Source organism: Coriobacteriia bacterium, from assembly GCA_013336165.1.
Lineage (GTDB): Bacteria > Actinomycetota > Coriobacteriia > Anaerosomatales > JAAXUF01 > JAAXUF01.
Genome location: JAAXUF010000004.1, coordinates 157,422 through 181,344 on the forward strand (window position 1 = coordinate 157,422; position 23,923 = coordinate 181,344).

Consider the following 23,923-nt stretch of genomic DNA (forward strand, 5'->3'; position numbering starts at 1 on the left):
CGAGAAACGGCTGCGGAACGCTTCTTGCTAGAACACATGCAGGCACAGTGTGCGATCCTGTAAGCTGTCAGACTCACGAGGAACAAGGCGCAGCACCATTTCCAATGGGGAGATCTTCGAAGATGCCTGGCAGGACAGATCGCACCGCCACACGCGCCGAGCGCGTTACCCACAACAGGCGCGTCCGTGCAGGCCGCACGGTCGCGGCTTCACTGGTGCTGTGCCTGCTCATCGCAATCGTCGCGTGGGGCGTCATTAGCTTGCAGCGTTCTCGCGCAGCGCATGCGCAGCCTTCGCAGTCGCCGCCCACAACCTCCTCTGCTCCTGCCTCCTCCGCTCCCACGCCGACACCCGCCCCCGAGCCCGCGCCTGCGCCTATTCCCGTCGTACAGACTGCCGTCCAGCTGGCCGCAGTCCCGTACCCGGGCGCACCTGCAACGACACCCACCGTCATCTCGAGTCTCAAGCCCAAGCACAAGTACATCGCGTTCACCTTCGATGATGGCTACGGCTTCCAGCTGCCAATGCTGGATCTCCTCGAGAAGTACAACGCGAAGTGCACCGTGTTCCTTCTCGGCGCGTGGGCGACCAGCAACAAGCCGATCCTTGAGCGCCTTAACAACGACGGGTTCGAGATCGCGAACCATACGTGGAGCCACGCGGATCTGACCAAGCTCTCCGCAGCGCAGGTCGAGGCCGAGCTCACGAAGGACCAACAGCTCATCTCATCCGTCACCGGCAATCAGGCGCCCTACATGCGGCCTCCCGGAGGAGCAACGAACACCACGGTCAAGACCGTGGCGGCGAAGCTCGGGTACAAGATCATCCTGTGGAACCGGTCGTTTGGTGACTCGATGACCAATCCCACGCCTCAGAAGGTCTACGACGCTGTCGTGGCAGGAGGCATCAAGCCCGGTGACATCATCCTCGGCCACTGGGGTTCCCCGAATACCTACGAGGCGCTCAAACGCCTGCTACCCGAGCTTAAGGCTCAGGGCTTCGAGTTCGTGACGATCTCAGAGCTGATCGCGGACTCACAGCCCTAAGAAGCGGGAGCACTGAGAGACAAAGAGGACCCCTAAGGGCCCTCTTACTGGATCTCTTGTAGTTGCGCCTCCTAAAACGTCGCGATGATCGCATCCGCGTAGGCCTGCGTGCCGACGGCTCCCTCGGTGCTTCCGGTGTTGGTGCGACGAATGTCGTAAGTGACGTGCTCTCCCTCAGCCAGCACCGCACGCACGCCGGTGAGGATCTTCTCGGCGGCAGCATGCTCACCGAGGTGCTGTAGCATGAGCGCGGCGGTGAGGATCTCGGCAGTGGGGTTGGCCATGTCCTTGCCTGCGTACTTGGGGGCCGAGCCGTGGACCGGCTCGAACACCGCGCACTCGGCACCGATGTTGGCACCTGGTGCCATGCCAAGCCCGCCGATGAGCCCTGCAGCGAGGTCTGAGATTATGTCGCCGTAGAGGTTCGGCAGCACGAGAACGTCGAAGTCCTCGGGATGCAGCACGAGGCCCATGCACGTCGCGTCGACGATGCGGTCCTCGAACTCAACGCCGCGGCCCTCGTACTCGGCGGCCACGCGGCGCGCGACCTCGAGGTAGAGGCCGTCGGAGAACTTCAGGATGTTCGCCTTGTGCACGGCGGTGACCTTCTTGCGGCCGTTGGCCAGCGCGTACTCGAACGCATAGCGCACGATGCGCTCCGAGCCGGTGATCGAGATCGGCTTGAGCGAGATGCCGGAGTCTCGGCGGATGGTGCCCGCGCCCTTCTCGGCGACGAAGTCGATGAGGGCGAGAGCTTCGGGGGTGCCCTGCTCGAACTCGATGCCGGCGTAGAGGTCCTCGGTGTTTTCGCGCACGATCACGATGTCGACGTCGTCGTAGCGAGCGCCGGTACCGGGGATCGAAAACGCCGGGCGAAGGTTCACATAGAGGTCGAGTGCCTTGCGCAGCGCGACATTGACGCTGCGGAAACCGGTGCCGACCGGCGTGGTGACGGGGCCTTTGATAGCCACCTTGTTCTTGCGGACCGATTCGATCACGTAGTCGGGAAGCGGCGTGCCGTGCTGGGCCATGACGTGCTCGCCGGCGTCGGCGATCTCCCACTCGATGTCAACGCCGGTCGCTTCGACCACGCGACGCATCGCAGTCGTGATCTCCGGGCCGATTCCATCACCGGGGATGAGTGTCACCGTGTGCTTGGCCATGCGAGGTACCTCCTGTATTGGTCGACGGCGGGTCACAGCGCCCGCCTCCGGCTGGTGCTACTTTTTGGGGCGATTCTTGGGCGCGCACTCGACGATGCTTCTGGCGCGGCGCTTCAGCAGGCCTTTGCCGTTCTCGGCGTCAAACGCCATGCGCTCGGCTGCGGCGATCTTGACCTCGTCGGATGCCCCGCCCAGTACGAGACGGTAGACGCTGGTGAGCATCGACTGGAACTCGGCGTCACCGTGGTAGCAGCGGATCGCCTCGTCGATGAGCGGCCACACGCGCTCGGAACGCCTCTCAGTGGTGGCGCCGTAGGCGCAGAGCAGACGGAACGCAGCCAGCCGCACGACGCCCGACTCCTCGTCGTGAAGAGCCGTCTCGGCACCCGCGAGCGCCTTGTCAACGGCACGCGCGTCGACGGCCACCAGTTTCTCGAACACGCCGAGGATCTCCCAGCGAGTCTGCAATTCGGGACGATGCAAGGCGTCTGCCAGCTCAGCAGAGAACTCCTTGAGAACGGTTGGATCGTGCAGAGCGATCTCGTGGATCACGCTTGCCGAAAGCTGGCGTGCCCGCCGGTCGTCACCCGCGAGCGCGTCGACGATCTGGCGCAGCAGCGCCTCGTCGCCCGCAGCCCGAATGGCGAGTTCTTTCGTCTCGGCGCTTGATGGCACGCCTTTGTTCGCCTCGGCCATGTTGTGCACTCCTAAAGTCTTGGAAGCCCCGCCGTGCAACAGCAGGCGCTTAGAGATTGAAACCGCCGTGCTTCTTGAAATGCTCGACCAGTCCACCGTCGGCCAGCAGTTGCGCCATGACGGCAGGCAACGGCGGGAACGGAATATCGATACCCGTTGTGACGTTTTTGACAACGCCACTTTCGAGATCGACCTCAAGCTCGTCGCCCTCGGCGATGAGATCGGTGTCGCACTCGACGACCGGAAGGCCGGTGTTGATGGCGTTGCGGTAAAAGATGCGCGCGAAGCTCTTCGCGAGCACCGCCACGGTGTTCGAGTGGATGAGCACGAGCGGAGCCTGCTCGCGGCTCGATCCCATGCCGAAGTTCGATCCCGCCACGAGGAACCCGCCTTCCGGCTTCACCTTCGCGAAATAGTTGGGGTCGAGCTCCTCCATCGCATGCACGGCCATGGCTTCCATGTCCGCGGACTTGAACTTGTACTTGCCGGAGATGATGTAGTCGGTATTGACGTCATCCCCGAACTTGAAGGCTTTGGCCCGAAACATCATCTAAAGCTCCCCTCCCACAAAATACTTCCGCGGATCTGTGATCTTGCCCTCGATCACGGAGGCGACCACCGTGGCGGGACTGCCGAGGTAGATGAACGCATTGCTGTTGCCCATGCGGCCCTTGAAGTTGCGGTTGGCCGTGGAGATGACGTTCTCGCCATCGCTCGGCACGCCGTTGTGCGTACCCACGCAAGGCCCGCATCCGGGCGTGACCACCGCGGCGCCGGCCTCGACAAGCGTCTGGATGTAACCGGCAGCCATAGCATCCAGGAAGATCCGCTTGCTCGCAGGCGCCACGATCAGGCGAACGCCGTCTTTGACCTTGCGGCCCTTGAGGATCCCCGCCGCAATGCCGAGGTCTTCGAGGCGACCGTTGGTGCACGTGCCGATGAAGCCCTGTGCGATCGGCGTGCCCTCGACCTCTTCGATCGGCGAGACGTTGTCCACCGCGTGCGGCTTGGCGACCTGCGGACCGATCTTGGCGGTGTCGAACTCGAGCGTCTCGCAGTAGACCGCATCGGCGTCAGGCGCCACAACCGCCGGTACGCGCGTGCCGCGGCCCTCAAACCAGGCAAGCGTCTTGTCGTCGGCGGACATGAGGCCCGCCTTCGCGCCCACTTCGATCGCCATGTTGGAGATCGTCATGCGCGCATCCACCGACAGTCCGTCGATCGTGGAACCGGAGAACTCCAGCGCCTTATAGGTCGCACCGTCCGCGCCGATCTTGCCGGCGAGAGCCAGGATGAGGTCCTTACTGAAGACACCGGGATTCAGCGCACCGTCGAACGTGACCTTGATAGTCTCGGGCACCTTGAACCACAGCTTGCCCGCTGCCATCGCCGCGGCGCCGTCGGTCGAACCCACACCCGTCGAGAAGACGTTGAGCGCCCCGTACGTGCAGGTATGCGAGTCGCATCCGACCATCAGGTCGCCCGGCACGACGTGTCCGGCCTCGGGGATGAGCTGGTGGCATACGCCGCAGCCGACATCGTAGACCTTCGCGCCGGTATTGACGCCGAAATCGCGCATCATCGTGTGCAGGGCGCTGACGCCTTCGAGCGGCGACGGCGAGCTGTGGTCGATGACGAGCGCGACTTTGGCAGGATCGAAGACGCGGTCCACGCCCATGCGCTCGAGCGCCTTGATGGCCAGCGGCGAGGTGCCGTCCTGCCCCATCACGAAGTCGACGTCCGCAACGACAATGTCACCGGCGTAGGCGTCGGTGCCTGAATGAGCCGAGAAGATCTTCTCGGCGATGGTCTTACCGGACAAGAGCGATCAGCCTCCAGTGCTTTCGGGCGGGCGATACAGACGCGCAGGTGGAAAATGGTTACTCGACAGCACCGCCGGAAGCGAGCTGAGCGGCCCTGTAGTCGGTGTAGATCGCGACGAGTTCCTTGTCGAAAAGCGGGCGATGCAACTCGACGTTCAAGTGGCGAATCGTCGGCAGAATAGCGTTGGCGTCCTCGCGGGAGATCTCGATGCCGTACTCGGCGAACTTCATCTCGACCGTGCGCGAACCGGAGTGCTTGCCCACCACGATCTGCCTGACCAGGCCCACCTCTTCTGGCGAGAAGATCTCGTAGGTCTTGGGGTTCTTCATGACGCCGTCGACGTGTATGCCGCTCTCATGCGCGAACATGTTGGAGCCGACAACCGCCTTCCAAGCCGGGATCGTGCGACCGGCTGCACGCATGACGTAGTCCGTGATCTCGCGGAACCGCTCGGTTTCGATGCCGATGTTGAGCGCCTCAACGTACTTGAGGGCCATGACGACTTCCTCGAGCGCGGCGTTGCCGGCACGCTCACCGAGACCACCGATCGTGACGTTGACCCACGACGCGCCACCGTGGATGCCCGCGATGGCGTTGGCGACAGCCATACCGAAGTCGTTGTGCGTGTGCATCTCGATGTCGAGACCGGTCTGCTCGACGAGCTCCTTGATCACCTTGTACGTACGAAGGGGCTCCATGCAGCCGATCGTGTCGCAGAAGCGAAGGCGATCGGCGCCCTCGGCCTTGGCGGCCTTGGCATACTCCAGCAGGAAACCGAACTCCGTGCGTGAGGCGTCCTCGGCGTTTACCGAGACGTAGACGCCATGGCTCTTGGCGAAGGCGACTGATTCGCGGATCGAGTTCAGGACCCAGGCGCGGTCCTTCTGAAGCTTGGTCTGTATGTGGATGTCGCTGGTCGCAAGCGAAATGGCGACCGCGTCGACGCCGCAGTCTATGGAGGTCTGAATGTCCGGGATCGACGCCCTGTTCCAGCCGAGGACCGAAGCCTTCAGGCCGAGATGCGCAATCTCTTCAATGACTTCGCGCTCATCGCCGCCCATGACGGGGATGCCTGCTTCGATCTGGTGGACGCCGATCTCGTCGAGCATCTTGGCAATAGCGACCTTCTCGGCGTTGGTGAAGACCACGCCGGCTGTCTGTTCGCCGTCACGAAGGGTCGTGTCGTCCAAGTAGATGGGTCGCGTGCCAAGATAACTCTCGACGGGCAACTCCCAGATCTTCGTCGTTTCCACGTGCACGAACCTCCTACCCTTCAGGGGCCTTGAGGGCCGAATGGTGCGCGGCCCAAAAGAGTAAACTCATCAGTGCTGAGGGCATAAGCCACCAGCGTGAACAGACATTGTACTTCAGGAGGACGGGGCTGTCAGGAGAATCGAGGAAGAAGACGCGGGATCTCGGGCACGGCGAGCTGAACCCTAGAGACTCTCAGGACGTCGCGACGCCCAGTACTCGTCTGCCTCGGCTTCCATCTTGTCCAGACGCGTGTAATAGTCCGCAAACTCCTTGAGGTGCGCCCAGGCAATCTTGCCGGTGACATTCAGATCGTCATCGGTGACGTTGGTCTCCGGGTCCCGAGCTCCATGCTCGAGTTCAACTTCGATCCCGCGGCGGAACTGCCCGAAGTCGACCTGACCCCAGTCCAACTGCAGTGCGCCACCCACCTGGCGTGCTTCTTCTTCAGTAATCCGACGCTTCGCTGACATGGCTTGCCCCTTCCCGCTGACTGACTGATGCGTGCGTGCTAGCCTGGCTCCCACCTTGAGCTGCGTACTCTTCAATCCGAAGGACAGAACAGCTCGCCGAGAAACCCGCCGGCGGTATTCCCAGTCCCCGGATCATGCGGGTCCAGTAGTTCACCTGAGCGATCGTGCTGGCTATCACAACCAGTTCGCGTTCCGAGAAGACCGCGAGCACTTCCTCCAGCAACTCCGGATCGATTCTGACCGGCGTTGCCGTGAGAGCTCGGGCGTACTTCAGTGCCAGCTTCTCTTCTTGGCTGAAGCTCTGAAGCTCGTCGAGGCTCCGTCTCTCCTGCAGAGCCTCGATTTCGCTCTCGCTGATACCGGATTCTGCGAACTCAACCGAATTCATGTCGATACAGAAAGGACAGGACGCCATGAAGGAGACTTGCATCCGCAGAAGCTTGAGCAGCCGCGCGGTGGCCCTGCCCTCTTCGTGGGCGACGAGGCTCTCCATGACGCCGGCTCCGATGGCCGCCTTGGGATACCACGCGAGAATGCGGGCGGGCAGCATCGTCTTGCCGGTCTTGCGTTCCGCTATCCACGTGCCGAGGCGCAATATCAGAGGCATTCTTCCCGGTGGATCGATGTAGGCTTTCATGTGTGCACTGCCCGCTCTCAGTACGATTCGTCCCGCCAAGCAGCGGTACGCAATCGATCGGATCGCTAGTTGATCTTCAAGAGCTCCACTTCGAATATCAGTGTTGCGTTGGAGGGAATAACCCCGCCAGCTCCCCGCGCTCCATACCCCAAGCTGGGCGGAATCGTGAGTTTGCGCTTTCCGCCGACCTTCATTCCTGAAACCCCTTGGTCCCATCCCGCAATGACCTGACCCGCCCCAAGGGTGAACGAGAACGGCTCGTTCCTGCTGTATGACGAGTCGAACTTGGTGCCGTTCGTGAGCCAGCCGGTGTAGTTGACGGTCACCTTGTCGCCGTTCTTGGCGACAGCACCGGAGCCGACAGCTTCGTCGACGACTATGAGGCTGGTAGCCTGCGGTGTGGCTTCGGAACTGGCGGAGACATCGGCTTGTGTCTGCGATTTCTGCGCCGAGGACGGAGCACCTGAGCACCCGCCCACAGCAACAATGACCACCATGCACAACGCAACTACCGACACCAACAAGAATCGCTTCAATACATCAACCTCCGAAGACTGCCGCACACGCCGCCCGCCTGCACTACTCAGGCACCTTGCGTGCGTTCTCTTTGACTCGGAATTCCACGATCTTTCGGATCAGTTCCGTTGGCAGCGGACTGCCGAGCGGGAACTGCACTGACCCTTTCCCCATCTTGTAGGGCGCAAGGTCTTTTTTGAACGCTTCGATTCCGGTTGGAATCGGATAGAATCCAATGTGTTTTTCGTATCCAGCGAAATGCACAAGATGTCTGCCGTTCAGGTCGAATGTGGGCATCGCGTAGCTGATCTTCTCGGTGGCATCGGGCGCAGACGCCCTGATAAGCGCTCGCATTTCTTCTAGCGCCTTCTGTGTCGCGATAGGAAATTGAGCGACGTAGTCATCGATGGAGCTGGCAATTGAACGATTCACCTTTTGCCCCTGCCTGTCGCTGATGAACGGATTGCATCATGCGGCTAGAGTGCGAACGCTCTCTAGCGACTATTCCCTTGGCGGCCATCACCGCATCGGCTGACGAATGATCGTTTTCCATGCGGACGGGGCCGCTTTTCTGACGTCGCTCAGATAGATCTCGTGATGTTTGCCAAAACGCTCGTGTCCCGACAGCCTGATGAACTCATGAACTCGGTCTATCGTTGGTCCTTCGTCGGCGAAGGGGCCGACGTGCATCACCTGTGCCGACAGTCCCTCCGCCAACGTTTCGAACCGTAGTGCCCGCAACGCGGGAAGAACCTTCTTCTGATCGAGTGTCACCAGAGTCTGCTTGAACAGATCCACACCTACAGGATCCGGCTGCATGATCATCATCGTCCACTTCCAGCCGGACTTCTCAGCCGTTGTGAAGCTGGACATGTCGTCTGCCCACCACAGTCCTTCGAGCGGCATCACTCCATAGTCGATGGCCAAGGGACCCTTCTTCATCGCGAACTTGAGCGCATAGGACAGGGCGAACAGCGCCTCGACCGCTTCGGCATACGCCGGGGAGGTGTTGGGGTCACCCTCGCCATCGATCATCAGGAAGTTCATCGCGGGAACCTCTACCGGTACTACCTCCCGAACAGACGGGCCGTACAAGTGCCGAAGTTCCTTTTTGAGATCGCGCTTCTCCACTTTCGCCCTCCTATAATGATCGGCCGTTACTTCCGGCGTAGATGCAGGATAACGAACGACGCAACCGTCGAGGTCGTTGCTGCCACGACTTCCCCGTGAGCATGCCGGTGGCTGGGGCCCATCTCGACCAGCCAACTTGCGGCCGCGCGGGGCAGTTCCAAGGGGAACTCCAGTTCGGAGCGATCCGCGACGGTGAACTGCGTCGCAAATCGCTCGAGCAGGCGCGCCTCCTTCTCGGCCTCGATGTCGAGCAGTCCCAAGCCGGATCTCAACTCCGCCAAGTGCGACTGTGCGGGGATAACGATAACAGCCGAGCCACCCGGCGCAAGGACGCGGGCGAACTCGTCGGGGTTTCTGGGCGCAAAGACGTCGAGCAAAAGACCGATGGATCCATCTCGCACGCAGATCCGGTCGTTGACATCGGCCACGAAGAAGAAAACGTCCGGATAGCGTCTGGCCGCCATTCTGGCCGCGATCTTGGAGAGGTCGGTTCCCAGAAAGGCGACGCCTTCAGAATGCGCCCACGCTGCCGCGGCCCCGCCGATGTAGTATCCCTCTCCGCAGCCGACTTCGAGCACGCCCACCGGTTTGGCTTCGCCGCCGTGATGCCGCCCGAGGGCCTGCTCCGACCAGCCGATGATGAACTCGCGGAGCGGCTCATAGAATCCGGAGTCCAAGAAGCTGCGCCGCGCCGAAAGCATCTCGGCAGAATCGCCGTTGATCGCCCTTCTGGTCTGGCGTGACGAAAGCAGATTGACGTATCCCTCGCGGGCGACATCAAACGAATGCCCAGAAGCGCATGCGTACGTCGCAGCTGAGTGGACAAGCGGCGCCTCGCACACAGGGCAGATCATGATGGTCGCAATCACCGAGTTGTCATGCATCAGGTTCTGTCCTCATTGAGGTCCGAGGGTCACTGCCAGCAGCCACGCAACCGCAGCGCAGTTGGCTGCGACCGTGATCCAGAGGATGGTTCGAAACGGCTGCTTCTTCGTCTTGTGCCGGAACACGCGGCGTGCGATCAATGCGCCCGGCCAGCCTCCCAGGAGTGCGAGCAGATGAAGGCTCGCCTCCGGTGTGCGCCAGCCACCTCGTCTGGCAGCCGCCTTGTCGGCACCGTACAGTGCGAACAACAGTACGCTCAGCACTGCGTATGTGACGAGCAACGCGAGGCCGACTTGTCTCAGCATGGTGAATCCGGCAGCGTCGGCAAGGCAGGCTCATCGGCCCCTGTGGCTCGGATCTTCACGCGCATCTGTGAGATCAGCCTCTCAGAAGGACGAAGAGGAGTGTTCCGGCGCTGAGGACGAACGCAGCAGCCGACAGCACGAACAGCAACTTGACTCTGCTATTCAGCTGTTCGCTGGCCACGACGAGGTTCTCCAGCTGCTCCGCCAGCCCCCGCAACAACCTATCTTGGTCCTTCTCGTGAGTCTCGACCGCCGCGATTCGCGACTCAAGCCCTGTGAGCACGTCGGAGGAACTCCGGTTGTCGGAAGTGCCGGCGCTCTTCTTCGGGAGTTGTGCCGAAACCAGCTTGGTGCCCTCCACCAAGCCGCTTACGATCGTGGCTATCATCCTAAGATCAAGAGCCATGGGTCCTTCTTTCGCCTACTTGATCTGACTGCGAATCAGGTCCAGCGCGGTATTGAGTTGCGTATCGGCAGTCGCGCTCATCTCGTCGGCTGCGTCCATCTTGACTTCCACATCAGGAGTCAAGCCGATTCCGTCGATGGCGCGCTTGTTGGGCGTGAGGTAGTGTGCGATCGTGAACTTGATCGCACTACCGTCACCCAGCTCTGCAATCGTCTGCACGCTTCCCTTGCCGTACGACGTCTCCCCGACCAGCTTGGCGCGACCGTAATCCTGCAGCGCACCGGCCACGATCTCGCTCGCCGAAGCAGAGTCGCCGTTGATGAGCACAACCAGCGGGGCATCCGTGATCTTGCCTCCGGTCGCGTTGGCCACTTCTTCGGGCTTGTCGCGCTGGTCGACCCGCACGATTGGGCCGCTGGCGATGAACAACGAGCTGACGTCGATCGCCTGATCCAGAAGCCCGCCCGGATTGTCGCGCAGATCGAAAACGAAGCCCTTCGCGCCCTGGGCGGTGAGATCCTGTATGGCCTTCTTCAAGTCGTTCGCGGCATTAGCGTTGAACTGTCCGAGGCGGATGTAGCCTACCGTGCCCTTAAGCTCCGTCTTGATGTTGGGAACAGTTATCTGCTCACGGGTGATGGTGAAGCTCACCTCTGTAGGAGCGCCCGTCCCATCCGGAGTAGGCCTCAGCATCGTGAGCGCGAGCGTGGTCCCGACCGCTCCGCGGACGCGGTTCACGACTTCGTCCGATGTCCAACCGGCGCGTTTGTCGCCAGCGATCACGTAGAAGATGTCATCGGCCTTCATCCCCACCTTGGCCGCGGGGGTGCCATCGTACACCTCGACAACATAGGCTTGACCGTTCTTGTTCTCGCCGAGAACCACGCCGATACCGCCAAACGACCCCTGTGTGTCCTGGTTGAACAATGCGTAGTTCTTGGCGTCGAAGTACGTCGCGTACTTGTCACCCGTGGCGTCCAGCAGCCCTTGGATCGAACCAGCGGTCGCCGAGGTCTCGCTCGGCGGGTTGAGTGCGTCGCTCTGCAACAGCTTGTTCACCGCATTCACCTTCGCGCCCACATCACTGGTCGATGTGAGGCCAAGCATCGCAAGTTGCGGCAGCTTGGAGACGGCAAAACCAGCGGCGAAACCGGCGGCAACCAACACCAAGGCAAGCCAGATGGTCAACAAGACCTTCGGCATCTTCTTCATGAATGCGTTCCGTCCTCGACTGAATGGCACACAAAACGATGTGGAATAGCTAGACCTTCATATACCGACGCATGGCGAATCCTGAACCGGCAAGTCCGATGACCACTCCGCCGAGCACAAGGATCGCTGCGACCTGAGTCGTCGAGCTTGCGCTGAAGGCCACCGACATGAACGGCAGCGCCTCGCCAAGCCGAGGCAAGGCCAAGCTTTGCAGCCCAATTATCGTCGCAATCGCGAGAGCGGCGCCTACTAGGGCCTGCGCTACCCCTTCAAGCAAGAATGGCGTCCGGATGAACCAGTTGCTCGCCCCAACGAGACGCATGATGCCGATCTCCTTGCGGCGTGCGTAGATCGCAAGGCGAATGGTGTTATTGATGAATATGAGGGCCACCAGTGAAAGCATGCCCACGAACACGGCCTCAACCCAGCGAATCACCTGCGTGACCGCAAACAACTGGCGGACTATCTGCTGGCCGTACTTGAGAGACTGTTCAGGATCATCCGGATGATCCGCCACCTTCGTGAACAGCGCGTTGCCCTTGATCGAGGCGACAACCGTTTCAACGTTGCGGGTATCCTTCAGGGTCACATCGAGCGAAGCTGGCAGAGGATTTCCGTCCAGCTGATCCGTTATCTCCGAACCCATCTCTTCCTTGAGCTTCGCCAACGCTGCGGTCTTGCTGGTGTAATCCACACCCTGGACCATCGAATCGGCAAGCAACGCCTTCTGAAGCGCACTGACGTCATCTGAAGATGCGCCGTCTTTCAGGAATATCTGGATGGAAACCTTGTCCTCAACGGACTTGACCACGCTGTTAACGATTGATCCCGTGACAAGGAACACGCCGACAAGCAGAAGCGACAGATAGATCGTGATCACGGCGCCTAGCGTCATGACCCAGTTGCGCTTGAAGTTCTGCATGGACTCCCGAAGGAAGTACCCGACATTAATCGACATAGCCATACACCCCTCGGTCCTGGTCCCTGATGATCTTGCCGCTGTCCAGGGCAATGACGCGCCGGCGCATGTTATCGACCATGTCGCGATCGTGCGTTGCGACAATCACGGTCGTGCCGGTGTTGTTGATTCTCTCGAGCAGCTTCATGATCCCGAGCGACGTCTGCGGGTCAAGGTTGCCGGTCGGCTCATCGCACAGCAGGAGCGGCGGCCGGTTCACGAACGCCCGCGCGATGGAGACCCGCTGCTGCTCGCCCCCGGACATCTCGTCCGGATAGTTGTTGATCTTGCTCTCGAGCCCGACGAGCCTCAAGACCTCAGGAACCTGCGTACGGATTACGTGACGCGACTTGCCGATGACTTCGAGCGCAAACGCGACGTTCTCGAACGCGGTCTTGTTGGGCAGCAGCTTGAAGTCCTGGAACACGCACCCAATGTTTCGCCGCAGGTACGGGACCTTCCAGCTCTTCATCTTGGCCAGATCCTGCCCTGCCACGATGATCTGCCCGCGCGACGGAAGAAGCTCCCGCAGCATGAGACGGATCAGTGTGGACTTTCCGGAACCCGAATGGCCCACGATGAAGACGAACTCACCCGAGTTGATCTCAAGGTTGACGTCGGCAAGAGCCGGACGAGAGTCGAGATAGGACTTCGAAACACCTCGCATCTGGATGACTGCGGTGCCGCTTCTCGGTAGACTGACCGGGATGTCTGTGCCTTCAGAAAGGTCAGCCGGCGTTCTGATCAGATCGCTCACAGGGATGCTCCATTTCCTGGTGACGATTCCCTTCGGGAAAGTTTAGCAAAGAGCGCACCGTTGCCGAGCGCACGCCGTATGGTCATCGTGTGGATACGCGCACGCATGAGAGCGCGCTACCCATAGCCTCGTCCGCTTCACCTGCCGAGAAGTTCGCGCGCCGCACGCACGATGCTATCGGCATCTAGGCCGAAATACGCCATAAGCTCCGCAGGTTCACCTGAAGTACCGAACACGTCATTCACGCCCACACGCTTCATTGGTGTGGGAACGTTCTCGGCGAGCACCTCGGCGACCGCCGAACCCAACCCGCCTATGATGCTGTGCTCCTCACACGTTACCACGGCGCCGGTCTTACGTGCACTGGCGATCAGCGCAGGCGCGTCGAGCGGCTTGATGGTCGCCACATCGATGACCTCTGCCGATATGCCCTCGGCAGCAAGCGTTTCCGCAGCGGCCAATGCCTCGGCCACCATCACGCCACAGGCTGCCAGCGTGACATCGGTTCCTTCGCGCAGCGTATGCGCACGGCCGATTTCGAACTCGTGCCGCGCGGGATACACCTCGGCCACACCCATCCTGCCGAGACGGATGTAGAACGGCCCGGGCGTTGCCGCCGCTACGCGGATCGCCGCCTTGGCGGCGTTGTAGTCGGCCGGAACGAGCACGCGCATGCCCGGGAGTACGCGCATGAGCGCGATATCCTCAAGCATCTGATGGCTTCCGCCGTCAGGGCCGACCGTGATGCCGGCATGCGTAGGGGTCAACTTCACGTTGAGGCAGCTATAGCAGACGGTGTTGCGAATCTGATCGTACGCCCGTCCTGTCGCAAACACCGCGAACGAGCCAGTGAAGGCGATCTTGCCTGACACCGCGAGCCCGGCAGCGATATCAATCATGTTCGCTTCGGCGATGCCGACGTTGAAGAGCCTGTCAGGATAGACGTGGCCAAGCTTGGCGGTTGTCGTCGACTTCGAGAGGTCGGCCTCCACGGCCACGACATCGAATCCTTCATTCGCCAGCTCAAGCAGTGTCTCGCCCAGCGCCTCACGAGTTGCTTTGGGGCTCACTCCTCGCTCCCTTCATCCATCGCGAGTTCCGCGACAGCCTGCGCGACCTGCTCGGCGGACGGTGCCTTACCGTGCCATCCTGCGTCGCCTTCCATGAACGAGACGCCCTTGCCCTTCACCGTATGCGCCACCACGACGATGGGGCCGCCTTCGTGCGCCTTGGCCTGCAGCAGTGCGTCGCGCACCGCGTCGACGTCATGGCCGTCGACCTCGACGGCCGTCCAGCCGAACGCCGAGAACTTCTGCGCGACCGAACCCACGCACATGACCTCAGAGCAAGCGCCGTCGATCTGAAGCCCGTTGTGGTCAACGATGGCGACCAGGTTGCCCAAGGCCTCGTGGGCAGCAAACATCGCAGCCTCCCACACTTGGCCCTCTTGGATCTCGCCGTCTCCCATCAGGCAGAAAACCGTGCGGTCGTCGAGCGAATTCTCGGGATGTTCCCCTCCGCGAAGCCCTGCCGCTAGTCCCGCCGCGATCGAGAGTCCCTGGCCAAGCGACCCGGTGGACACCTCGACGCCGGGCGTCTTCTTGCAGTCCGGATGGCCCTGCAGGATCGACCCGAGCTTGCGCAGCGTCCCCAAGTGATCTCTGCCAAAGTAGCCGGCCTCGGCAAGTGCGGCATACAGCACGGGTGCCGCATGCCCCTTCGAAAGGATGAACCGGTCCCGCGCAGGCCAGTCGGGCCGGTTCGGATCGTGTCTAAGGACGTCGCCGAAGTAGAGTGTGGCGACAATATCGGCCGCCGAGAGGGAACCGCCGGGGTGCCCGCTTCCGGCCTTGGCGATCATCTCGACGATGTCTCTGCGCATCCCGGCCGCTTTTGCCCTGATGACGTCGCTACCAGACATTCAGGTGCTCCTATTCCGCATTCTCGATCTCGTTGTGCGTTGCGCCCTGTCGCAGCCCATACGCTCCCGAGCCTTCGCAAGGATACCATTCAGGCAGCCGGAACTTCGCGCCGGCAACCACAAAAACCTAACGATTCATTTCCTTGAAGCCCTCGCCGATCGCCTCATGCACGTTCGAGATGATCACCATTGCATTCGCGTCGATTGCCGCGACGATCGCTTTGAGATCGTCGATCTCGTTGCGCGAGACCACGACGAAGATGGTTCCTCGCCTTTCGCCCGTGTAGACTCCGGTCGCCTCAAGCCGAGTCGCTCCCCTGCCGAGATCGAAGTTGATTGCGCGGCCGATAGTCTCGGCCTGATCGGTGATGATCCACACCGCTCGCTCGACCGAGACACCCTCAAGAACGAGGTCAATCGCCGCGGAGGCGACAAAGATCGCAACAGCGCCGTAGAGAGCAAGCTTGGGACCGAACTGAAACGCCGCGAGCGCCGTGACCGTGGCATCGACGACCAGCATGAGTTGGCCGACCCCAAACGGCAGCTTGCGCGCGAGCAGCTGCGCAATGATGTCCGAACCTCCGGTATTGCTTCCCGTCTTGAAGACAAGACCGAGGCCAAGGCCCGTGATGGCGCCGCCGTACAGCGCCGCCAGGAGAAGATCATCTCCCGCCAGCGCAGGCGAGAACCGCGCAAAGACGTCAACCAGTACCGAAAGGCCAACGGCGCCATACAGGATCCTCGCGACGTAGGGCAAACCGCGCACCCGCCATGCGATGAGCAGCAGAACTGCGTTCATCGCCAGCATTTGGGCGCCGACCGGGAGGTTGAGGCCGAACGTCTCCTTGGCCCAGTAGTAGATGACGGTCGCCAGACCGGAGACGCCACCTGCAGCGATCTGGTTGGGAATGAGGAACGCATCGAGTGCCCATGCGACCAGCGCAATTCCCAGGGTCATCAAAGCGAAGTCGCGAACGCGCCTGCTCTTCAGCACGTGTCCGATGACCACGCCGCCACTCCCCCTCTTTGTCTTTCCCGTTGCACCCGCGCGACTCATGGCGTCTCCCAAACGCCGCCGGTGTCGAGCCGAGGCCGAGCCCGCTTCGCGGTGAGGTGCGCCAGCACGCTCTCGGCAGAGTGGTTCACGATGCGCTCTTCGGTGTAGCCCAACTCCTCGGCCACTGCGACGGCTGCCTCGAACCGACCTACGTGGAGCGCGAAGTGCGCGTCCGAGCCGATGGATATGGGCGCTCCGGCAGCAAGCGCCGCCTGCGCAAACTCGCGTTCGCGCTTGGCTGACGACGACCTTGAGCTGGTGGCGTCGAAAGAGTGCCCGTTCAGTTCAAGGATGACGTTGTAGCGCACTGCTGCCTCGACAATTGGGTCGAGCAGTAGCGGGAACTCCTCCTCATTGCCGGGGTGCGAGATCTGGTCAACATACGGGTTGGCCATCACTTGGAGCAGAAGCTCCGTATTGCGGGCACGGTCGTTCCCGTCGCAACCGCTCAGAGGATGAAATCCCACGGCCACGAAGTCCAGGTTCTCCAAGACCATCTCGGGTAGGTCGATGAGATTTTCGGCACTCGGGGAAACATTGGCCTCGCAGCCCTTGAGTATGCGAACGCCGTTGAGAATGCTGGGCACGACCTTGAGGTTCCAGAAATACCAGAAGTGCGAACCTTGCGGCACAGCGGGGCCGTGATCGGTGATGGCGATGAGCTCGAGACCTGAGTTACGTGCAGCCGCGGCGTTCTCGGCGATCGTGGAGAACGCATGGCCGGAGGCGACGCTGTGCACATGAAGGTCGGCGAGCAATCGCATGGGCGCCTACCCGGCCTGAGCCGGAGCGGTCATCGCCGAGGCACTTGCCGCACCCTCGGCATGAACGCGCCAGCGGTGATACCCGACGACGAACTCGTCGATGTCGCCGTCAAGCACAGCCTCGACGTTGCCGGTCTCCACGCCCGTGCGCACGTCTTTCACGAGCTGGTAAGGGTAAAGCACGTAGTTGCGAATCTGGCTGCCGAAGGAGTTGTCGCGCTTGGGACCCCTGAGTTCCTGAATCTCGGCGTCGCGCTTGGACTTCTCGATCTCATAGAGGCGAGCGCGCAGAATCCGCATCGCGGCGTCCTTGTTCTTGTGCTGCGACTTCTCGTTCTGGCAGGTGACCACAAGTCCGCTTGGGATGTGCGTGATGCGGACGGCCGAGTCGGTCGTGTTGACCGACTGCCCACCCGGTCCGCTGGAGCGGTAGACGTCGATGCGCAGGTCTTCGTCGCGGACATCAACCGCGATGTCGTCCGGCAACACCGGGAGCACTTCGACAGCGGCAAACGTCGTCTGGCGACGCTTCTTCTCATCCGTAGGACTGATGCGCACCAGCCGGTGTACGCCCATCTCCGACTGCAGCATCCCGTAGGCATCGCGTCCATGCACGGTGAACACCGCCCGGTCGATTCCGATCTCGACGCCCGGCGTCAGGTCGTTCACCTCGACCTTCCACTTCTTGCGCTCGGCGTACTTCGTGAGCATCTTCATGAGCATCTCGGCCCAGTCCTGGGCCTCAAGCCCACCCGCCCCGGGGCTGATCGAGATGATGGCATCGCCGTGGTCGAACTCCTCGGTGAACCACGAACCCACCTCAAGCTGAACTGCACGCTTGCCAAGCTCCTTGAGTGCCACGTCGACCTCTGCAGCAAGTTCCTCGTCGTTCTCGGCAACTGCGAGCTCGTTGGCGACCTCGGCGTCATCGAGCGCTGCCATGGTGACGTCGCACGTCGAGATCTCTTCGCGCAGCCCGGCCGCCTGAGCCATTGTGGCTTGGGCCGACGCCTGATCGTCCCAGAAGCTCGGCTCCGAGGCCTTGGCCTCAAGCGATGCCAACTCCACCCGCTTGGCGTCGATGTGCAGATAGCCGGCGATCTGGGCGACCTTGTCGCGAAGCGCCGCTATTTCCTGAGTTCTGTTCTCAATCATGCTCTAGACCATCGCTCCATGACACTTCTTGAACTTCTTGCCGCTACCGCACGGGCAGGGGTCGTTGCGGCCCACGTTCGCCCAAGGATCGGCCTTGTCTTTGACGACCGTAGCGGCCTTCTCGCTTCCGGCCGCTGCCGATGCCGCCGCGATCTGGCCGGGTGTCGGTCCGCCCACGCCAAACGCATCGGCAGCGGCGGCAGCGCCGGCAAAGATCGAGGATTCGGTCGGCGCCGAGTAACTCGCCGTTGCCAGCGACGCCGGCATCTCCGGAGCGGGCTCGAACACGATCTCGATGTGCATCACCGTACGCAGGAAATCCTCATTGATAGAGTGGACGAGTGCGCCGAACATCCCGAACGCCTCGCTCTTGTACTCAACAAGCGGATCCCTCTGGCCCATGGCGCGAAGGCCGATGCCCTCTTTCAGGTAGTCCATCTCCTGCAGGTTGTCCATCCAACGCGTGTCGATTACGCGCAGCATGACCTGCCGCTCAAGTTCACGCAGCCCGTCGGGGCCGAGCAGCTCTTCTTTGCGCCCATACACCTCAAGCGCACGGCCGGTGAGTGTATCGGCGACCTCGTGCGGATTGTCACCCTCGCCTTCAAGCTCCTCGACAGCCCCGGTGATTCCGGTCAACTCGCGATACCAGGTCGCCAGTCCGTCCCAATCCCACTCTTCGGAGTACGAGCGCTCCGGACAGAATTCGAGTACCCCAGCGAGAATCGTTGAGGCCATGATCTCCTCAACGCGGTCGTGCACATCTTTGCCGTCGAGAATACGGTTCCTCTCGGCGTAGATCACTTCACGTTGCTTGTTCATGACGTCGTCGTACTCGAGGACATGTTTCCGCGCGCTGAAGTTCATCGATTCCACTTGGCGCTGCGCACCCTCGATCGCCTTGCTGACCATACCGGCTTGGATTGGCATGTCGTCGGGGATCTGAGTGCGCTCCATCATCGAGCTGATCCGGTCCATACGGTCCCCGCCAAAGAGGCGCATTAGGTCGTCTTGAAGCGAGAGATAGAACTGCGACAGCCCCGGGTCGCCTTGACGACCGGAGCGGCCACGCAGCTGGTTGTCGATACGCCGGGACTCGTGACGCTCGGTGCCCAAGATCGCCAAACCGCCCGCCTCGACAACCCTCACGTGCTCCTCGGCACAGATGCGCTTCGCCTCGGCGAGTGCCTCCGCATGCTGTTCGCCGGTAGCCAGTTCGGGGTCGATTCCGCGCTGCAGCAGGATGTCTGGCCACAGGAACTCAGGGTTGCCGCCAAGGATGATGTCGGTTCCACGGCCGGCCATGTTGGTGGCGATGGTCACAGCTTTGAGGCGTCCGGCCTGCGCGACAATACGTGCTTCCTGCTCGTGGAACTTCGCGTTCAGGACGTCATGCTCGATGCCGCGCTTGGTGAGCAGACGGCTGAGGCGCTCGGAGTTCTCAATCGAGATCGTGCCGACAAGAACGGGCTGACCAGCGTCGTTTCGCTCTTGGATCTCATCGGCGACCGCGCCGAACTTGGCGTCGACGTTGCGGTAGATCAGGTCGTTGCGATCGTCGCGGATCATGTCGCGGTTGGTGGGAATGACCATGACCGGCAGCTTGTAGATCTGCCGGAACTCGGCGTCTTCCGTGACGGCCGTACCGGTCATACCGGAGAGTTTCTCATAGAGGCGGAAGTAATTCTGCAGCGTGATGGTCGCGAGGGTCTGGTTCTCCTCCCGAACGCTCACCCGCTCCTTGGCTTCAATGGCCTGATGCAGCCCTTCCGAGTAGCGGCGGCCATACATCAGGCGGCCTGTGAACTCGTCGACGATCATGACCTCGCCGTCTTTGACGACGTAGTCGACATCGCGCTTGAAAAGGAACTGCGCTTTCAGCGCCTGCTGGAGATGGTTGACCAGCTGTCCCGACGGATCGGCGTAGATGTTCTCGATGCCGAGCGCGCTTTCGATCTTGCGGAGGCCGTCTTCCGTGGCGGCGACGGACTTCTTCGCCTCATCGAGCTCGTAGTCGAGGCCGTCACGCAAGCGCGGAACGACTCGCGCGAACTTCTTGTACGCATCGGCGGATTTTGTTCCCGCGCCGGAGATGATGAGCGGCGTGCGAGCCTCATCGATGAGGATCGAGTCGACTTCGTCCACGACTGCAAACGCATGCCCGCGCTGCACCCTGTCGCCGGGGCGCACGACCATGTTGTCGCGCAGGTAGTCGAATCCGAACTCCGAGTTTGTGCCGTACGTCACATCGGCCGCATACGCAGGAATGCGTTGTGAGGGATCCATCTGCGATTGGATGATTCCGACATTCATGCCGAGGAACCGGTAGATCTGGCCCATCCACTCACTGTCGCGCTTGGCCAAGTAATCGTTGACGGTCACGACGTGGACACCAGTTCTTGGGAGAGCGTTCAGGTAGCCGGCGAGGGTCGAAACCAGCGTCTTGCCTTCACCAGTCTTCATCTCGGCGATCATTCCGCTGTTCAGAACCATACCACCGATAAGCTGCACATCGAAATGCCGCATGCCGAGGGTTCGAACGGACGCCTCGCGAGTGACTGCAAAAGCCTCCTCGAGAAGGTCATCAAGTGCTTCGCCGTTGTCGAGCCGCTCGCGAAACTCAATCGTCTTGGCGGCGAGTTCAACGTCGGATAGCGCCTTTACTTCCGGCTCAAGCTGGTTGATTCGAGCGACTCGGTTCTCATATTCGCGAAGCTGCCTGCCCTCACCGATCGTGAGAAGCTTCTGAAAGAAGTTGGCCATAGGTGTGTCTGCGCCTTCAAGACGAAGTGGATTCGGGGGAACGTAGAAGCAACCCGATTTTAGCACAGGGCCGAAGCGGCGCTGCCCGATGGGATGCAGCGTGCGGGAGACAATCCGGCTCAGTTCGGGCCGCCGACGTCGCATGCCGCCGTTGGCCCGAACTAGAGCGGAAGCGCAGAACCCATCGGGTCCAGCCGATGTTGCCGCGACCCGTTTCCGGTGCCCCTCAGAGACTCCCGCCTCTCGCCTCGGTGGATCGCACTCCATCGCTCGCTAGCCTCGTTGCCGAGGAACCCGACGAGCCCCGCGTGAACCGGTGCGGGGGCACCGGTTCGAGAGCAGCATAGCGGGGCGATCTTAACCGTTTCTTACCTGAATTTTGTCTGGAAAGGAAAAGACCGATTCAGTCGGCGAGAGGATCCACCAGGGGCGTTTGCGGCCGTGCCTCCATCGCCAAGATCGCGCTATAAAGAGCGCATGTCTCCGCCGAGGGATCCAGACCAAGTTCATCCGAGAGCCTGTCTCGGCACTGTAGATAGGTATCGATCGCCGAACTTCTTTGTCCTGCCGCTATCTGACATCGCAGCGCGCTTTGGTAGAGATCCTCCCTGTACTGGTCGCACTGGATCGCACGGCGAACGAACACGAGGGCGTTGGCAGGGTCGTCCCGGCTGACCAGAAGCTGAGCGGCACGCTGCATCGCATCCACGAACTCGGTTCGGTAGTGCTCCCTCAGATTCGCGAACCAGTCGTCATAGCAATCGCCGGGAAGCAAGTCTCCTCGGTAGATGTCGCCGATTCTCTCGTAGGCGCGCAGAGCCGCCTTGGCATCGTTGGCGGCTTCAGCCTCACGGGCGCGCTGAAGGCTCTCCTCGAAGTCGTCGACATCAGACCTAACACGGTCGCGCACGATTCTGCAGACGCCTCCTACACTCTCAACGTAGGCGCTCGGCTTGTTCTTGTCGGCGCCGCCCCCAAGAGTAGTCTTCATCGTGCTCCAAATGACATACAGGTTGCTGACAGCCCGCTCCTCCTCCATCTCGGGCCAGAGGTGTTCGCAGATCTGATCCCGTGGGATGTCATGGCCGCGGCGAACCACAAGCATTGTGAACAGAAGTCTTGCCTTGCGCTTCTTCCAGTCCCGCTCCCGGATGGTGTTTCCGCCGATACTGACCTCAAGACCTCCAAACAGGCGGACATGGCACAGCGGCAGCCCGCCCCGGGCAAGCAGATTCCTGAACTCAGACTCGCCGAGAAGCCGAAGGCCCAGCTGCTCCCACGTGGCGTCATCCAAGAAACATCGAGATTCCAGCAGGATCCTCTCGGCGTGTTCAGGCGGGATCATGCGCAGCATATGTGATGGCAGACACTTCGAACCAACCGCCAACGCGAACATGCCGAGCAACGCCGGGAAAGCACGGCAATACATCGCGATCTGCCAATTAGGGTTCTCGGATAGCACATAGTCGCGATGCGTCGCCAGGCGCGCTACGGCAGCGTCAAGCTCACCGTCGCGCCTTTCGATCTCGGCGAGGATCATATCTGCGCGCAGAGCGTGATACCGGTTGCCTTGAAAGCCATTCGCTGCCACAGACTCCGTCCAGGCACGGGCAGCAGAGGGATCCCCCAGAGCGAGAAGGGATGCTGCGACCTCTAGGGCGGCGAGTCGCCTGTACGCCATGTAGTCCGACATCGACAGATGCTCAAATGCGCGCTCCGCCTCAATGAGTGACTCGTCTAGATCGCCTGCGGCACGCAAGATACTCGCAAGATACACTCGCGCTGAAGCGACGTCCGGCTCATCCCCTGACTGAATCGCTATGCGTATTGCCTCTCTGAACCAGCCGATCGCCTCAGGTATCGCTCCTCTCGCCGCGAGAGCACAACCGAGCGCCGGATAGAACGCCATCGCAAATAGATCGAGCTTGTTGCGCTCGATATCTTGGACGACCGCTCGAAGAAGAGCCTCACATCGATCCAACCGTCCAGTTTCCGCCAACGCGACGGCCACATTGCCGCGTACCGTTACCCTAGAGCTCAATAGCCCCTGTTTCTCGCCTATCAGCGGGCCTAGAATGCGGACTGTAGAGTTGAAATCTCCGAAAGCGAGGGCGGAAACGATTGAGGATGCTTCTATCGCCTCTCGGACTACTCGTCGCGGTCCCGGAAAGTCCGCGCCTGAGACAACTTCGTTTGCCTGATCCAGGAATGCCTTTGCCTCAACCATCTCGCCGTGAATGATCCTGTTGTAGCCAAGACAGACCAGAGTCTGGGCCAGTAGGGCCTTGTCGTCCTCGACATGATGGGAGGCGAGTATCTCCTCTGCGAACGCCTTTGCCTCGTCCTTTCGGTTGAGCTGTCGCAAGTAAACCAGAGATAGCGCCAGCGCCTCCCTGACCACATCAACATCGCCATCGTGCTCTGCAAGCAACTTCGCAGCCCGACATCGCGACAGAGCGTCCTCGACATTCCCCATCTCAGCATTGAGCTCAGCCCAGAGCACCAAGAGCTTTGGTTGCGCCATCATAGAGGCAACTGGGATCGCATCTACCAACCTGGCCAGTGAAGTGTAGTTCCCCGCGCCCAAGGCCTCTTCGCCGTGCAGATCAAGCCATTCTTGGATACGTGGAATATCTCGCATGCGGAGCAGTAGTTCTGCTGCCCGCGCATAATCGAGTCGATTCGTTAGCAAAGTAACCGCACTTGTGACGACCACAGAATCTGGGTGAAGCACGCCCTTCTCTTGTCGCTCCGCAAAGAAGTCGTCAACCAAATCGTGAACTCGGAACTCGCAGCGAGAATCGTGAGTCTTGGTCATCTTGAAGAGGGGTAATACTGAAGCCAACCGATTAGCGATCACTGTTGTGTTCGGAACATCGAGTGCATCAAGATCTTGCCCATCACCTGACCTCAGCAATGTAGTGCGAAACAGAATGTCCCGTTCTGAAGCAGTCAGTTCGGAGTAGATCAAGCGCTCTAGCCAGGCGTTAAGCGGCACAGTAC

Annotated in this window: 23 protein-coding genes and 1 pseudogene; 1 reads left to right on the top strand and 23 read right to left on the bottom strand. The window is 61.1% G+C overall.

Translation table 11 applies throughout. The features are described from left to right. Positions 1–122: 122 nt before the first annotated feature. Positions 123–1,046, top strand: a complete 924-nt coding sequence (locus HGA39_04790; GenBank protein ID NTW28663.1) for a polysaccharide deacetylase family protein — start codon at positions 123–125, stop codon at positions 1,044–1,046. A 71-nt stretch (positions 1,047–1,117) separates the two neighbouring features. Here HGA39_04790 and HGA39_04795 read toward each other — a convergent pair whose 3' ends face one another. The 23 genes and pseudogenes from HGA39_04795 to HGA39_04905 all read right to left on the bottom strand — a co-directional run bounded on the left by HGA39_04795 (position 1,118) and on the right by HGA39_04905 (position 23,447). After that, positions 1,118–2,209, bottom strand: a complete 1,092-nt coding sequence (locus HGA39_04795; protein ID NTW28664.1) for an isocitrate/isopropylmalate dehydrogenase family protein — start codon at positions 2,207–2,209, stop codon at positions 1,118–1,120. A 57-nt stretch (positions 2,210–2,266) separates the two neighbouring features. Next, complete coding sequence (locus HGA39_04800; GenBank protein NTW28665.1) at positions 2,267–2,905, bottom strand: hypothetical protein; 639 nt, start codon at positions 2,903–2,905, stop codon at positions 2,267–2,269. A 49-nt stretch (positions 2,906–2,954) separates the two neighbouring features. Beyond that, the gene (locus tag HGA39_04805; GenBank protein NTW28666.1) at positions 2,955–3,455 is read right to left on the bottom strand and encodes a 3-isopropylmalate dehydratase small subunit; all 501 of its coding nucleotides are present in this window, start codon (positions 3,453–3,455) and stop codon (positions 2,955–2,957) included. Then, on the bottom strand, positions 3,456–4,727 hold the full coding sequence (locus HGA39_04810; GenBank protein ID NTW28667.1) for a 3-isopropylmalate dehydratase large subunit: 1,272 nt from the start codon (positions 4,725–4,727) through the stop codon (positions 3,456–3,458). It lies immediately after the preceding gene. 58 nt (positions 4,728–4,785) lie between these two features. Beyond that, positions 4,786–5,958, bottom strand: coding sequence for a homocitrate synthase (nifV, locus tag HGA39_04815; GenBank protein NTW28668.1), 1,173 nt, complete (start codon positions 5,956–5,958; stop codon positions 4,786–4,788). Between the two features lie 207 nt (positions 5,959–6,165). After that, positions 6,166–6,453: a hypothetical protein gene (locus tag HGA39_04820; protein ID NTW28669.1), complete on the bottom strand. Its 288-nt coding sequence runs from the start codon at positions 6,451–6,453 to the stop codon at positions 6,166–6,168. A gap of 97 nt (positions 6,454–6,550) precedes the next feature. Beyond that, a pseudogene (locus HGA39_04825) lies at positions 6,551–7,090 on the bottom strand (carboxymuconolactone decarboxylase family protein). A 65-nt stretch (positions 7,091–7,155) separates the two neighbouring features. Further along, positions 7,156–7,587, bottom strand: a complete 432-nt coding sequence (locus HGA39_04830) for an FKBP-type peptidyl-prolyl cis-trans isomerase (protein NTW28670.1) — start codon at positions 7,585–7,587, stop codon at positions 7,156–7,158. 82 nt (positions 7,588–7,669) lie between these two features. Beyond that, a complete protein-coding gene (locus HGA39_04835; protein NTW28671.1) occupies positions 7,670–7,960 on the bottom strand; it encodes a hypothetical protein in 291 nt (96 codons plus the stop codon). 165 nt (positions 7,961–8,125) lie between these two features. Further along, positions 8,126–8,737, bottom strand: coding sequence for a hypothetical protein (locus HGA39_04840; protein NTW28672.1), 612 nt, complete (start codon positions 8,735–8,737; stop codon positions 8,126–8,128). A 26-nt stretch (positions 8,738–8,763) separates the two neighbouring features. Then, complete coding sequence (locus tag HGA39_04845; protein ID NTW28673.1) at positions 8,764–9,621, bottom strand: hypothetical protein; 858 nt, start codon at positions 9,619–9,621, stop codon at positions 8,764–8,766. A 12-nt stretch (positions 9,622–9,633) separates the two neighbouring features. Next, on the bottom strand, positions 9,634–9,927 hold the full coding sequence (locus tag HGA39_04850; GenBank protein NTW28674.1) for a DUF1294 domain-containing protein: 294 nt from the start codon (positions 9,925–9,927) through the stop codon (positions 9,634–9,636). A gap of 73 nt (positions 9,928–10,000) precedes the next feature. Further along, positions 10,001–10,333 (bottom strand): hypothetical protein, encoded by a 333-nt coding sequence (locus tag HGA39_04855; GenBank protein ID NTW28675.1) that lies wholly within the window; start codon positions 10,331–10,333, stop codon positions 10,001–10,003. Between the two features lie 15 nt (positions 10,334–10,348). Continuing rightward, positions 10,349–11,545 carry a S41 family peptidase gene (locus tag HGA39_04860; GenBank protein NTW28676.1) on the bottom strand — a complete coding sequence of 399 codons (1,197 nt, stop codon included), beginning with the start codon at positions 11,543–11,545 and terminating at the stop codon, positions 10,349–10,351. A 49-nt stretch (positions 11,546–11,594) separates the two neighbouring features. Then, complete coding sequence (locus tag HGA39_04865; protein NTW28677.1) at positions 11,595–12,503, bottom strand: ABC transporter permease; 909 nt, start codon at positions 12,501–12,503, stop codon at positions 11,595–11,597. After that, positions 12,493–13,170, bottom strand: a complete 678-nt coding sequence (ftsE, locus tag HGA39_04870) for a cell division ATP-binding protein FtsE (protein NTW28678.1) — start codon at positions 13,168–13,170, stop codon at positions 12,493–12,495. Before ftsE ends, HGA39_04865 begins: the two co-directional genes overlap by 11 nt. A gap of 227 nt (positions 13,171–13,397) precedes the next feature. Continuing rightward, complete coding sequence (locus tag HGA39_04875) at positions 13,398–14,330, bottom strand: transketolase family protein (GenBank protein NTW28679.1); 933 nt, start codon at positions 14,328–14,330, stop codon at positions 13,398–13,400. Further along, a complete protein-coding gene (locus tag HGA39_04880) occupies positions 14,327–15,181 on the bottom strand; it encodes a transketolase (protein ID NTW28680.1) in 855 nt (284 codons plus the stop codon). The genes HGA39_04875 and HGA39_04880 overlap by 4 nt, the downstream gene beginning before the upstream one ends. Before the next feature lie 127 nt (positions 15,182–15,308). Further along, on the bottom strand, positions 15,309–16,238 hold the full coding sequence (locus HGA39_04885; GenBank protein NTW28681.1) for a YitT family protein: 930 nt from the start codon (positions 16,236–16,238) through the stop codon (positions 15,309–15,311). Beyond that, the gene (locus tag HGA39_04890) at positions 16,235–17,002 is read right to left on the bottom strand and encodes a PHP domain-containing protein (GenBank protein NTW28682.1); all 768 of its coding nucleotides are present in this window, start codon (positions 17,000–17,002) and stop codon (positions 16,235–16,237) included. The genes HGA39_04885 and HGA39_04890 overlap by 4 nt, the downstream gene beginning before the upstream one ends. A 6-nt stretch (positions 17,003–17,008) precedes the next feature. Further along, positions 17,009–18,157, bottom strand: a complete 1,149-nt coding sequence (locus HGA39_04895) for a peptide chain release factor 2 (protein NTW28683.1) — start codon at positions 18,155–18,157, stop codon at positions 17,009–17,011. Between the two features lie 3 nt (positions 18,158–18,160). Continuing rightward, on the bottom strand, positions 18,161–20,920 hold the full coding sequence (gene secA, locus HGA39_04900; GenBank protein ID NTW28684.1) for a preprotein translocase subunit SecA: 2,760 nt from the start codon (positions 20,918–20,920) through the stop codon (positions 18,161–18,163). Positions 20,921–21,323: 403 nt separating this feature from the next. After that, positions 21,324–23,447: a hypothetical protein gene (locus HGA39_04905; protein NTW28685.1), complete on the bottom strand. Its 2,124-nt coding sequence runs from the start codon at positions 23,445–23,447 to the stop codon at positions 21,324–21,326. Positions 23,448–23,923: the final 476 nt, after the last annotated feature.